Annotated in this window: 10 protein-coding genes; 3 read left to right on the top strand and 7 right to left on the bottom strand. The window is 55.7% G+C overall.

Annotated features, from left to right (window positions below):
* Positions 1-120: 120 nt before the first annotated feature.
* On the top strand, positions 121-1,161 hold the full coding sequence (locus tag A8O29_RS04760) for an NADP(H)-dependent aldo-keto reductase (RefSeq protein ID WP_125354916.1): 1,041 nt from the start codon (positions 121-123) through the stop codon (positions 1,159-1,161).
* A gap of 169 nt (positions 1,162-1,330) precedes the next feature.
* Here the strand turns inward: A8O29_RS04760 and lplT are convergent, their stop codons facing one another.
* Positions 1,331-2,539: a lysophospholipid transporter LplT gene (gene lplT, locus A8O29_RS04755; protein WP_125354915.1), complete on the bottom strand. Its 1,209-nt coding sequence runs from the start codon at positions 2,537-2,539 to the stop codon at positions 1,331-1,333.
* Positions 2,532-4,691: a bifunctional acyl-ACP--phospholipid O-acyltransferase/long-chain-fatty-acid--ACP ligase gene (aas, locus tag A8O29_RS04750; protein ID WP_174081223.1), complete on the bottom strand. Its 2,160-nt coding sequence runs from the start codon at positions 4,689-4,691 to the stop codon at positions 2,532-2,534. Before aas ends, lplT begins: the two co-directional genes overlap by 8 nt.
* 420 nt (positions 4,692-5,111) lie before the next feature.
* Here aas and galR point away from each other — a divergent pair, with 420 nt between their 5' ends.
* Positions 5,112-6,128 (top strand): HTH-type transcriptional regulator GalR, encoded by a 1,017-nt coding sequence (gene galR / locus A8O29_RS04745; protein WP_125354913.1) that lies wholly within the window; start codon positions 5,112-5,114, stop codon positions 6,126-6,128.
* Here galR and A8O29_RS04740 read toward each other — a convergent pair.
* The 4 genes from A8O29_RS04740 to A8O29_RS04725 form a co-directional block, all read right to left on the bottom strand.
* Positions 6,116-6,568, bottom strand: coding sequence for a GNAT family N-acetyltransferase (locus tag A8O29_RS04740; protein WP_125354912.1), 453 nt, complete (start codon positions 6,566-6,568; stop codon positions 6,116-6,118). The genes galR and A8O29_RS04740 overlap by 13 nt on opposite strands.
* Positions 6,565-7,338, bottom strand: coding sequence for a GntR family transcriptional regulator (locus A8O29_RS04735; protein WP_110511503.1), 774 nt, complete (start codon positions 7,336-7,338; stop codon positions 6,565-6,567). Before A8O29_RS04735 ends, A8O29_RS04740 begins: the two co-directional genes overlap by 4 nt.
* Before the next feature lie 102 nt (positions 7,339-7,440).
* Positions 7,441-8,868, bottom strand: coding sequence for a glycoside hydrolase family 1 protein (locus A8O29_RS04730; RefSeq protein ID WP_125354911.1), 1,428 nt, complete (start codon positions 8,866-8,868; stop codon positions 7,441-7,443).
* 7 nt (positions 8,869-8,875) lie between these two features.
* Positions 8,876-10,210, bottom strand: a complete 1,335-nt coding sequence (locus A8O29_RS04725) for a PTS sugar transporter subunit IIC (protein ID WP_125354910.1) — start codon at positions 10,208-10,210, stop codon at positions 8,876-8,878.
* A gap of 299 nt (positions 10,211-10,509) precedes the next feature.
* Here A8O29_RS04725 and A8O29_RS04720 point away from each other — a divergent pair, with 299 nt between their 5' ends.
* Entirely contained in the window at positions 10,510-11,544 is a 1,035-nt protein-coding gene (locus tag A8O29_RS04720; RefSeq protein WP_125354909.1) for a LacI family DNA-binding transcriptional regulator, read from the top strand.
* Here A8O29_RS04720 and lysA read toward each other — a convergent pair.
* Positions 11,514-12,776 (bottom strand): diaminopimelate decarboxylase, encoded by a 1,263-nt coding sequence (lysA, locus tag A8O29_RS04715; protein ID WP_125354908.1) that lies wholly within the window; start codon positions 12,774-12,776, stop codon positions 11,514-11,516. The genes A8O29_RS04720 and lysA overlap by 31 nt on opposite strands.
* Positions 12,777-12,837: the final 61 nt, after the last annotated feature.

The raw sequence follows: 12,837 nt of genomic DNA, 5'->3' as shown, positions 1-12,837 counted from the left end.
TTTTTTACTTCCGCTTTATCCTCGCATCTGCCATGTTTATATTCCTTTGTCAGGGCGCCTCTCGCGTCCTTCCTGACGTTTTTGATATGACGTTGTTGATATACAAAAAGGAAGACGGCTATGCACTATCACCGTATCCCCCACAGCTCACTGGAGATCAGTACTCTTGGGCTGGGCACTATGACGTTTGGTGAACAAAACAGCGAAGCCGACGCCCACACACAACTCGATTACGCCGTTGCTCAGGGCATTAACCTGATTGACGTCGCAGAGATGTATCCCGTGCCTCCACGCCCGGAAACACAGGGTCTGACCGAAACCTACGTCGGCAACTGGCTGGCGAAACACGGCAACCGTGAAAAACTGGTACTGGCCTCAAAAGTCAGCGGCCCAACGCGCAATAACGACAACGGCATTCGTCCAAACCAGGCGCTCGATCGCAAAAACATCCGCGATGCGCTGCACAACAGCCTGACTCGTCTGCAAACCGACTATCTCGACCTGTATCAGGTTCATTGGCCGCAGCGCGCGACCAACTGCTTCGGCAAGCTCGGCTACGAGTGGACGGAATCACAGCCGGTTATCACCCTGCTGGAAACTCTCGAAGCGCTGACCGAATTCCAGCGTGCGGGCAAAATTCGCTACATCGGCGTCTCGAACGAAACCGCATTTGGCGTGATGCGCTATCTGCACCTCGCCGATAAACATGACCTGCCACGCATCGTCACGATTCAGAACCCGTATAGCCTGCTTAACCGCAGCTATGAAGTGGCGCTGGCAGAAGTGAGCCAGTTTGAAGGGGTTGAGCTGCTGGCGTATTCCTGTCTGGCGTTCGGTACTCTGACCGGCAAATACCTGAACGGTGCGCAACCGGCCGGGGCAAGAAACACGCTGTTCAGCCGCTTTACGCGTTACAGCAGCGAGCAGTCACAGAAAGCGGTAGCGGCGTATGTGGATATCGCGAAGCGTCATAACCTCGATCCGGCTCAGATGGCGTTAGCGTTCGTGCGTCGTCAGCCGTTCGTCGCCAGCACGCTACTGGGCGCGACCACTATGGAGCAGTTGAAAACCAACGTGGAAAGTTTGCATCTGGAATTGAGCGAAGAGGTTCTGGTGGAGATTGAAGCGGTGCATAAGGTGTATACCTACCCGGCGCCTTAAGCCTTGTGCGGTCTGATGCCCTCACCCCGGCCCTCTCCCACAGGGAGAGGGTGCAAACACTAAAAACCGTCTCATTATGAGACGGTTTTACTTTTACCTTGTGCGGTCTGATGCCCTCACCCCGGCCCTCTCCCACAGGGAGAGGGAGCAAACACTAAAAACCGTCTCGTTATGAGACGGTTTTGCTTTTACCTCGGCCCCAAACCCACAGCACGAGAATCGCGACCGCAAACAGCGTCCCGAAACCAATCCCAACGCCTACCACCGGTATCCCCACCATCACTGCCAGCGAGTAAAGGCCGAGCATAATCAGCATCGCGCTGTTTTCGCCGAGGTTCTGCACTGCAATCGCATTCCCCGCGCCGACCGTGTGTTTCCCGCGCTCCTGCAACAGCGCATTCAGCGGCACCACAAAGAAGCCGCCGCAGATCCCCAGCAGCAACAGCAAAACGTAAGCCGGTAACAGCGCATGTTGCAGCGCGAAAATCACCACCGCAACACCAATCAAAACGCCTGCCGGCATGCAGCGCGCCACAGTTTCCAGCGTCACGAGTTTAGCCGCAGCCCCCGCACCGACCACAATCCCGACAGCGACCATCGCATTCAGGTACGTCGGCGTCGCGTTGTCGGTTATCCCCAACGCAGCCGGAACCCACAGCACCAGCAGGAAACGCAGCGTGACGCCCGCGCCCCAGAAAAGGCTAGTGCCCACTAGCGAAAAGCGCGTTTCACGGCTGAACCACAGCGTTTTACAGGCTGAGAAGAAACTGCCGGTCATGGCATTGAAACGCCAGGACTGCCCGCTTCTGGCCGCCGGTAAACGGGTGATGAACAGGTTAGCAACCACTGCCCCGGCGTAAACCAGCGCACACACGCCCAGCGCTGCCAGCACGTGCCAGTCGGCCAGCACGCCGCCCGCGACGGAGCCTAGCAAAATCGCAGCGATGGTCGATGACTCCATCATCCCGTTAGCTTTAACCAGTTTGTCACCGGTGGTCAGCTCGCCAAGAATGCCGTATTTCGCCGGGGAATATGCCGCCGCGCCCACGCCCACCAGCGTATAGCCGATAAACGGGTTTACGCCCATGTAGATAGCCGCCGCACCAATCAGTTTCATTCCGTTGGCAACCATCATCACCCGGCCTTTCGGGAAGCTGTCGGCGAACTGCCCGACAAACGGCGCGAAAAGAATGTAAGCGCCCACAAACACCATTTGCAGAACCGGCTGGCTCCAGTCCGGATAGAACTGCTCTTTCATGAGTGCCAGAACGGCGAACAGCAGCGCATTATCGCCAAAGGCTGACAGGAACTGGGCGCAGAGTACCGCCATCATCCCTTTCGAGCGTAATGAAGTGTTAGTGTGCACTGACTCACTCATTCGGTTTTTCCACCTGATCAACCTGCTCTTTGAGGGCGACAAAATCGGGTTTGCCGCTGCCGAGAAGTGGTAACTGTTTAAGGCAGCGAATATCGCGCGGCACCGCGAGCTCCGGTATTCCGCTGGCTCGCGCCTGCTGCTGCAGTTTGTCGCGCGTCAGTTCTGCGTCGGTGGTAAACAGCACCAGCGCCTCACCTTTGCTCGCATCCTGCTTAATCACCGTGGCGTGCAGCTTGTCGGGTGATACTGCCAGTGCGAGCTGCTCGACCATTTCCAGCGACACCATTTCTCCGGCGATTTTCGCGAAGCGCTTGGCACGGCCCTGAATTTTTACGAAGCCCTGTTCGTCAAACAGCACGATATCGCCGGTGTCATACCAGCCGGTTTCCAGCTCGCCGTTCGGGTTTTCTGCCGTCGGCTGTTCCAGTACGCCGGGGTTTTCCACGCGCAGATAACCGTTCATGATGTTCGGACCTTTCAACTGCAAACGCCCGCCTTCTTCAATGCCCGGTACCGCCAGCAGTCGCGCATCCATGCCCGGTAAAATGCGGCCAACCGTGCCCGGTTTTGCCGCCATCGGTACGTTGATCGAGACCACCGGTGCGCATTCGGTTACGCCGTAGCCTTCCAGAATGCGCAGGCCAAATTTGTCCTGCCAGATTTGCCTGGTGCTGTCCTGAAGCTTTTCGGCACCGGCGACCACGTAACGCACTTTGTGGAAATCATACGGATTGGCAAAACGCGCGTAGTGGCCCAGGAACGTGGAGGTGCCGAACAGCACCGTACAGTTACGATCGTAGACCAGCTCCGGCACAATGCGATAATGCAGCGGGCTCGGATAGAGAAACACTTCCGCCCCAGTCAGCAACGGCGTAAACAGCCCCACGGTCAGGCCGAAAGAGTGGAACAATGGCAGCGCCGACATAAAACGGTCGCGGGCAGTGAAGTCTGCAATGGTTTTAATCTGCTCGACGTTAGCCAGAATACTTTTATGACTGTGCACCACGCCCTTCGGATTGCCTTCCGAACCGGAGGTGAACAGCACGATAGCCGCGTCTTCCGGCTGCTGCTTGACCTGTGCCAGATGCGGCATCAACAGATGGCCGAAAATCCACAGCTTGTCGGTCAACTTCACGTCGCCTTTTAAATCTTCCAGAAACACCCAGCGCACTTGAGTCAGCTGTTCCGGCAGATGCCACAGTTTCCCTTTATCGAGGAACTGTCGGGAGGTAAAGATGGTTTTGATTTCCGCCGCGGTAATCGCGCTCGAGAGCCCTTTGATGCCCGCGGTGTAGTTCATCATTGCCGGGATTCGCCCCCGGGCAATGGCGCCGAAAATCACTGCCGCGCTGATCCCGGCATTTGGTAACATCAGGCCAATTTTCTCATCCTTGGCGCTGTATTTTTCCAGAATGCGCGCCACGAACAGCGTTTTGGTCAGCAGCTTACGGTAGTTATCCGGCTGGAAATTAATGTCTTCTATGCACGGCTTTCTGTCGCCATAACGGTGCTGGGCAGAAAGCAGCGCTTCGTACAGCGTTTCACGTGGGCGCACCGCCATCCGGGCTTCCATCATTATCTGATGCAGCATTTCACCGGCGATTTTACGGCGATCGCGCGCGCGCGGGGCATCCGGCATCGGCAGTGAAGTCGGGGGCAAAATATGCAGTTGGATTTGCGGGAAGAAGCGGCGTTTCACCAGGCCTTTCAGTCGGCTGGCAAACGTCAGTTCGGCGCCTTCAATACGAATCGGAACCACCACCGCCTGCGACTTTGCCGCCACGAAGGCCGCGCCGTCGTAGATTTTCATCAGCGAGCCGGTAATGGAAATTCGCCCTTCCGGGAAAATCACCACCGGGCGCCCTTGCTCAACCAGACGCACCAAGTGCTTGATAGACATCGGCTTGGTCGGATCTAAGGGAACAAAATCAATGAGCGGTGCCAGCCAGCGCATAAACCACTTCTGACTGATAGAGCTATAGACCGCAAACACCGGGCGCACGGGTAAAAACAGCGCCAGTAAAATGCCGTCAATAAACGAGACATGGTTCGGGGTGATCAGCACCTTCGGCTGGCGCAGAGCGGCCGCATTTCCGGTGACTTTAACCCGAAACATCACTCTGAAAAGAAATCGAAAAAAGCCCAACAGCATATCAACTCCATTTTGCAAAAAATGACTTTTTGCAGGTTACATGAGATGCGGCAGGAAAGCAGGAGGGGGCTGAATTTTGGGTAAAAAAAACCTGCGCATCTGCGCAGGTCGGTGCAAGAAGAGAAGTACGTAATCGTACTAAAAAATTCTCACCAATCAATACCTCTGGGATAGTCAGAGTATCAATCAGATTGATGAATCCTCCAGCGATCAATCGCAACAGCTAATCGCAAAGTGTAACTAAAGGTTTGGATTCATCTTTTCCGTTTCAATTGCCTGTGACGTGCTGTGTAACTTTTTCACGCCGTACGCCCTTTCGCATCACATTTGCAGCAGACGATCCGCGCTTAGCCTTGAACAACACTGGGTTTTCCGTAACACTGAACAGGTGTAAACGTTTTCCCTCTTAAAAGGCATGTTATGGCGACAATAAAGGATGTGGCCCGGATGGCAGGTGTTTCAGTTGCCACCGTTTCTCGGGTTATCAATAACTCTCCCAAAGCCAGCGAAGCCTCACGTCAGGCGGTATTTTCCGCCATGGAAACGCTCAGCTATCACCCGAACGCCAACGCCCGCGCGCTGGCGCAGCAATCGACGGAAACCGTTGGCCTGGTGGTGGGCGATGTGTCCGATCCGTTTTTTGGTGCAATGGTCAAAGCCGTTGAACAGGTGGCGTATCACACCGGAAATTTTCTGTTAATTGGCAATGGCTACCATAACGAGAAAAAAGAGCGCCAGGCCATTGAGCAATTGATTCGCCATCGCTGCGCGGCGCTGGTTGTCCATGCCAAAGTGCTGCCCGATGAAGAACTGATCGGACTGATGAATCAGATCCCCGGCATGGTGTTGATCAACCGGATCGTGGCCGGTTTTGAAGAACGCTGCGTGGCCCTCGACGATCGTTACGGCGCCTGGCTCGCCACCCGCCATTTAATCCAACAGGGTCATACCCGAATTGGCTACCTCTGTTCAAACCACGCCATTTCCGACGCCGAAGATCGTTTGCAGGGCTATTACGATGCGCTGAAAGAGAGCGGTTTGCCGTGCAATGAGCGGCTGGTGACATTCGCCGAGCCTGATGAAAGCGGCGGCGAACAGGCAATGACCGAACTGCTGGGGCGCGGCAAAAACTTTACCGCCGTTGCCTGCTACAACGACTCGATGGCCGCGGGGGCGATGGGCGTGCTGAATGACAACGGCATTGATGTGCCGGGGGAAATTTCACTGATTGGGTTCGATGACGTGCTGATTTCACGCTATGTGCGCCCGCGTCTGACTACCGTGCGCTATCCGATTGTTACCATGGCGACTCAGGCTGCCGAACTGGCGCTGGCACTGGCTGATAAACGCCCGCTGCCGGAAATCACTCACCTGTTTAGTCCGACGCTTGTGCGCCGTCATTCGGTGATTTCACCGGTGGAAACTCAAAGCTCGTAGCGATAAAGATGCACGGTGGTGGCCGGATACTCGATGCCATCACCGATGTACTGCCAGCCAAAACGCTCGTAGAAATCACGACACGCCGAATAGAGATGCAGCTGCGAATAGCCTTTGCCGCGCGCGTACTCGATCACATGCGCCTGCAACCTGCCCGCAATGCCCTGCCCTCGCACCGATTCATCGACATACAGTGCCGCCATCCACGGGAAAAGATCCTGACGGCTGATCAGATCGCAGCGCCATAAACCCACGGTCGCCAACAGCGTGTCGCCGTCGGTCAGTACAAAGGTGAACGGGAGCGCGTCGGGCGTCTGGCTGTGCTCAATGATACTGGCGAAAAACTCGCGCGGCATCGCCACGCCACCAAACGCCTGCCAGAGCCAGTCGATAACCTGGCGGCTGTGCTGCGGTACGTCATGCAGCGGCTGGATTTTCACACCAATTTCCCCTGAAAAATGGGTACGGATTCAAACAGGTAGCCGTCGAAATCTGGCGCATCCTCGTCAGAGAGTTCTAACAGACTATTCTTCACATTCTCAAGGTGCTGCCACGTTGCCTGCCAGGCTCCCATCACGTCGCGACGGCGCAGCGCCGCCAGAATGGTTTGCCGGTCGCCGAGCCACTTCAGGCGGTAGGCGCGGCTGGCGATGTGCGCGTTAAACTGCTGCCACAGCGGGCTGCTGTCCATTTGCAGCCAGATTTTCTCAACGGTGGTCAGCAGCATCTGGTTTTGCGTCGCGCCAGCCAGCACCAGGTGAAACATTTTACTGTTGTCCTGGGTGGTGTCGTTGGCCGCAATCGCGCGCTGTTCCTGCTCGATAATCCGTTTGAGATTGTCGATGTCAGCCCGGGTAGCCATTTTCGCGGCGAAGGCCGCAATGTTGCTTTCAAGAAGCTGACGCGCCTGCAAAATCTCAAACGGCCCGACGTCGCTGTTCAGCATCTGCTCTTCTTCGCTGTCGTTTTCCTGCGGTATACGCATCACGTACACGCCCGATCCCTGGCGAATATCCACAGTTCCCTGCAACTCCAGCATCAGCAGCGCTTCACGAACTATAGTCCGGCTGACGCCATACTTTTCCGCAATATTACGCTCGGGCGGCAGCCGGGAACCCACCGGGTAAAGGCCCTGCATAATCTGGGCGCGCAAATCTTCACCAATTTCCTGGTAAGGTTTTTTTTCCGGCGGAACAACGGCCTTTTCCACAATATCACCTGTGTCTGCTTGCGGGTGGATGCACAGACCGCCGCTCCTGGCGGTCTGACCGGCGGCTATAGTAGCAAAATTCATGCAACTGCAGGAGCGCCGCTATTTCAGTTCATCGTCGACGTTGAGCGTGAGCATCCGGGTGTCACGCAGCCTGCGGAACCAACTCGCTGATTTTTTCGCCCGTCGTGCCCGGTTGTTGGCGAGGTCAATTTCAATCAGCCCATAGCGGTTCTTGAAGGCGTTCATCGGCGAGACGTTATCGGTAAATGCCCACAGCATGTAGCCGTGGCAGTTGGCGCCGTCCTGTTTCGCCCGTAGCGTCTGCCAGAGGTGTTCGCTGATGAAATTGATACGGTAGTCGTCTTCAATCACGCCATCGCTGTTGCGGAACTGACCTTCGTTTTCAATGCCCATCCCGCTTTCCGCCACGAACCACGGAATATTGCGGTACTCATTTTTGATACGCATCGCCATGTCGTACACGATTTGCGGGTAGATTTCCCAGCCTCGGGATTTGTTCATCCGCCGTCCCGGCAGTTCGAACGGCTCGTAGTAATACGCCGGATGGAACGGGGTTTCCGGATGCCACGCGCGCGACGGCGCTTTGACACGATGCGGGTAATAGAGATTGATCCCCAACTCGTCGACGGTGTTCTCGCAGATAATCTCCAGCTCTTCTTCAGTGTGATCCCACGCCACATGATGCTGTTCCAGCAGCGTAATAAGCTCTGGTGGATACTCACCTTTCACCATCGGATCGAGAAATACGCGGTTGTAGAACAGGTCATAGCGCTCGGCGGCCCGCACATCGTGCACTGCCCGCGAGCGCGGGTACGTCACTTCCGGATTGAGAATACAGCCCACGCTACCGCGATAACCTTTCTCACGGAACAGCTTCACCACCCGCGCCGTTGCCAGCACTTTGTGGTGATTCCACTGCATCCAGGTGCCGGTGTTTTGCTCGTACGGCCAGCGCAGCGCGTCGAGATAGACCCGGGTCTGCACCACGATCGGTTCGTTGAAGGTGAACCAACGCGTCACTTTATGGTGATAGCGTTCGAAGACTTTCTCGACGTAGCCCACGAAAAGGTCGACCACTTTTTTCGACGCCCAGCCACCGTAGGTTTCCAGCAAATAGCCCGGTAGCTCGTAGTGTTCGAGGCAAATCATCGGCGTGATGCCGTTGGCGTTCAGCTCATCAAACAGCGCGTCGTAATAGGCAGCGTACTCTTCATCAACGGTGACGTTTTCGTAATCAGTGAGGAAGCGCGACCAGTTAATTGAGGTGCGATAGTGGGTCAGCCCCGCCTGTTTCATCAACGCCACATCTTCGCGAAAACGGTTGATGAAATCGGTGGCGACTGCCGGGCCGTAACCGTCGTGCCAGACGTGCCTGTCGTTTTTGTACCAGAGATCGGGCCAGGAATCCTGCCCCTCTTTTTTGCCGCTCCAGCCTTCCGTTTGCCATGCGGAAGCCGCAGCGCCGAGAATGAAATCCTGTGGAATCGTGATCGTTTTCTGACTCATAGCGTCCTCATGCGTTCTCGGTGGCCTGTTGCTGCGCCTGTAATTGCGCCTGCTCGGCACGGCGGGAGGCGATTTTCACGAACGGCAGATAAATAATGATCGAGGTGACAATACAGACCAGCTGGGTAACCACCGCGCCCATGGAACCGGCGGTGGACAGCCAGGCGTTAATCAACGGCGGCGTGGTCCACGGCACCATCACCACCGCTTTACCGGCGAACCCAGCAGCGGTGGCGAAATAGCCGATGGAGCCAGTAACCAGCGGAGTGATGATGAACGGGATCGCCAGAATCGGGTTGAGCATAATCGGCATGCCGAAAATCACCGGCTCGTTAATGTTGAACAGGCCGGGGCCAATCGACAGCTTGGCGATTTCTTTCATCTCTTTGCGTTTGCTGGCGATCATCACCGCGACCAACAGACCCAGCGTCAGGCCAGAACCGCCGATGCTCATGTACACATCCCAGAACGGCATGGTGATGATGTTTGGCACCTCTTTACCTTGCTCGAACGCGCTCATGTTGACGGTGATCGCCCCTAACAAAAGCGGTTCGCGGATAGGCTTGATCATCTGATTACCGTGAATGCCGATCACCCAAAACAGTTGGGCGACGAACATCAGCAACAGAATGCCCGGCAGGCTTTGCATCACGCGTTCCAGCGGCTGCTGCACCACCTGATACACCGCATCATAAAGATACATGCCGGTCAGCTGATGGAACACGAAACCAAAGGTGGCAATCACGGTGGTGGTGATGATCGCCGGGATCAGCGCGGAAAACGACGCCGAGACGTTCGGCGGCACGGTATCCGGCATTTTGATCTTCAGGCCTGGACGCTTTTCCAGCCAGCAATAGACTTCTACCGACAGAATCGCGATGAACATGCCGAGGAACAGGCTGCGGGTGTCAGAGAACTGACGCAGCAGAACGTCTTTCACCTGGTGCATTTGCCCGTCGACCATCATTTCTACGGTGGTCGGCGTCACACAAATAAAGCAAATCACCGCCAGCAGGCCGGGGAACAGCGTTTTGATGCCGTTGATGCGGCCCAACTCGATGCCGATTAAAAACACCGCGCCGATGTTAAGAAAGTTAAGCGTGGCGTAGTTGATCGCCCCAGTTATCGGCTTGAGCGCCGCCAGGAATGACAGAGACTGGAAGCTGGCGAGACCGTTTTTCGGGTCCAGCACCATGTTGGAAATCAGTACTGAAAAGGCGCCGACGATGATCACCGGCATGAGGGTTATAAAGGAGGATTTGATCGCCATGATATAGCGGTAGCTATTGAATTTTGTGGCGAAACTTCCCAGAGAATCGATGAGCTTTTCCTGAAATGCCATAAAGGTGATACCTCAAATGTGGGCTTTTATCAAAATGGGTTTACAGCCTTGGTCCATTTGGCATACCAAAAATAGCGATGTGTCGGACAAAGTTCTGTGACTGAGGTCTCACAGAGCAATGTGGTATTCCAAATAAAGACCAATTTTCCGCATTGGCATACCACGTAGTTTTTGCAGGGTTATTTCAGCGAAGCGCTGTCAAAAGCGTGATCGCGATGGTTATTTGTAACGAACGCAGAAGATATGCCCCTGAATGTCTGTGATAAACTGCAACCATCATGGCGTATCAGGAATCAACAATGGCAACAATGCTGGATGTCTCACTACGCGCTGGCGTGTCGAAAGCGACCGTTTCCCGCGTACTGAACGGCACAGGTCAGGTAAAAGAAAGCACCCGAAAGCAGGTGTATAAAGCCATGGAAGACCTGGGGTATCGCCCGAATTTTTTGGCGCGTTCCCTGGCGAATCGCACCAGTAACAGCATCGGCCTGGTGGTTTCGACGTTTGATGGTTTTTACTTCGGACGCCTGCTGCAACAGGCTTCGCGTCAGACGGAAACCCACGGTAAACAACTGATCGTTACCGACGGTCACGACACGCCGGAGCGCGAAGAGCAGGCGGTGCAAATGCTCGCCGACCGCCAGTGCGACGCCATTGTGCTCTACACCCGTTTTATGAGCGAAAAAGCGATCATGAAGCTGATCAACTCCATCAACATGCCGGTGGTGGTTATCAACCGCGACGTCAGTCAGGCCCGGGATCGCTGCGTGTTCTTCGAGCAGCAGGACGCCGCGTTTCAGGCGGTGGAATACCTGATTTCTCAGGGCCATCGCGATATCGCCTGTATTACCGTGCCGATTCACACGCCAACCGGTAAAGCGCGTTTGCAGGGCTACCGCAGCGCGCTGGAAAAGCACGGCATCGCCTGGGATCCTGACAAAGTAAAATACGGGGATTCGGGAATGACGCGCGGCTACGAACTGTGCCAGCAGCTTTTGGAGGAGAACGCGACGTTCAGCGCGCTGTTTGCCTGTAACGATGATATGGCGTTAGGGGCGTCGAAGGCGCTGCATCAGGCGGGGTTGAGAATTCCGCAGGATATTTCCCTGTTCGGATTTGATGATGCCCCCAGCGCAAAATGGCTTGAGCCGGGGCTTTCAACGGTCTATTTGCCTATCGACAACATGATAACCACTGCTATCGATCAGGCCATTAAACTCGCCAACGATTTGCCTATCGAAACCCTGCCGCCGTTCACCGGAAAACTGGTGCTACGCGAATCGGTCACGACAGGCCCGTTTTATCAGAACAGTTCCAGCGCCAGCAGTTCCTGAATGGTCTGACGACGACGGATAAGCCGCGCGCTGCCGTTGTCGTACAGCACTTCCGGCAGCAGCGGACGGCTGTTGTAGTTGGAAGACATCGACGCACCGTACGCCCCGGTATCATGCAGCACCAGATAATCGCCCGGCACCACCTGCGGCAGCTCACGCGTTTCTACTTTCCCGCCTTCCTGCTGGGTAAATACGTCGCCGGATTCACACAACGGGCCAGCCACCACGGTTTCGACTAACGCCGCCTGCGACAAATCGCGACCGTCTCCCGCCAAAGCTGAAATGTGGTGATAGCTGCCGTACATCGATGGACGCATCAAATCGTTAAAGCCTGCGTCAATCAGCACAAAGTGGCGGCTGCCCATATTTTTCACACTGCGCACCTGCGCCACCAGCACGCCGGATTCCGCCACCAGGAAACGCCCCGGCTCGATTTCCAGCTTCACCGGATGACCAAGATGCTTCGCAATTTGCTCGCGGGCGGCATTCCACAGGCCGAAATAGTGCTGGGTATCAATGGTTTCATCGTCGTAACAGTAAGGAATCGACAAGCCGCCACCGGCCGAGATGGCTTCCAGATCTTGCCCAAACTCAACAACCTGACGCACCATCGCGCCGCACACTTGCTCCAGATGACCGTAGTCCACGCCGGATCCGATGTGCATGTGAATGCCCACCAACGTCAGCTGGTAACGCTGAATCACTTCCAGCGCAGCGGGTAAATCGCTGTACCAGATACCGTGCTTGCTGTTTTCACCGCCGGTATTGGTTTTCTGACTGTGACCGTGGCCAAAGCCCGGGTTCACGCGCAGCCACACGCGATGGCCCGGCGAGACTTCCCCGAGCTGCGCCAGCATATCCACCGAACCGGCGTTTACCGGAATTTTCAGTTCGGCCACGCGGGCGAGCGTCGCCTCGTCAATCATGTCGGCGGTGAATACGATGTCGTCCGGGTGCGTCTCAGGATCGTATCCCGCCGCCAGTGCACGCTCGATTTCACCCAATGAAACGGAATCCACCTTCACGCCCTGCTCGCGCATCAGACGCAGGATGTGAATATTGGAGCAGGCTTTCTGCGCAAAACGTACCACGTCGAACTGGCTTAGCTGTGCTATTTGCTGGCGAATAATCGCCGCATCGTAAACCCATACCGGACAGCCAAACTCGGCAGGCAGGCGCAGCAGGTTCTCAGCATTGAGGTCGGTGTCAGTCGTATTCAGTGGGCGTGGCATGGTGAACTCCGGTGTTTTCGCTTTTAACCGATTACGCCACAGCGCCAGTCGAATAAAAAAT

Origin of the sequence: Scandinavium goeteborgense (assembly GCF_003935895.2) — a bacterium.
Lineage (GTDB): Bacteria > Pseudomonadota > Gammaproteobacteria > Enterobacterales > Enterobacteriaceae > Scandinavium > Scandinavium goeteborgense.
The sequence above is the reverse complement of the archived record's forward strand: the minus strand, read 5'-3'. Positions and strand labels throughout refer to the sequence as shown.

Bases quoted from the DNA above. Each gene is read 5' to 3' on its own strand.
- galR (WP_125354913.1), top strand. From the start codon at position 5,112: ATGGCGACAATAAAGGATGTGGCCCGGATGGCAGGTGTTTCAGTTGCC.
- A8O29_RS04725 (WP_125354910.1), bottom strand. From the start codon at position 10,210: ATGGCATTTCAGGAAAAGCTCATCGATTCTCTGGGAAGTTTCGCCACA.
- lysA (WP_125354908.1), bottom strand. From the start codon at position 12,776: ATGCCACGCCCACTGAATACGACTGACACCGACCTCAATGCTGAGAAC.
- lplT (WP_125354915.1), bottom strand. From the start codon at position 2,539: ATGAGTGAGTCAGTGCACACTAACACTTCATTACGCTCGAAAGGGATG.
- aas (WP_174081223.1), bottom strand. From the start codon at position 4,691: ATGCTGTTGGGCTTTTTTCGATTTCTTTTCAGAGTGATGTTTCGGGTT.
- A8O29_RS04730 (WP_125354911.1), bottom strand. From the start codon at position 8,868: ATGAGTCAGAAAACGATCACGATTCCACAGGATTTCATTCTCGGCGCT.
- A8O29_RS04720 (WP_125354909.1), top strand. From the start codon at position 10,510: ATGGCAACAATGCTGGATGTCTCACTACGCGCTGGCGTGTCGAAAGCG.
- A8O29_RS04760 (WP_125354916.1), top strand. From the start codon at position 121: ATGCACTATCACCGTATCCCCCACAGCTCACTGGAGATCAGTACTCTT.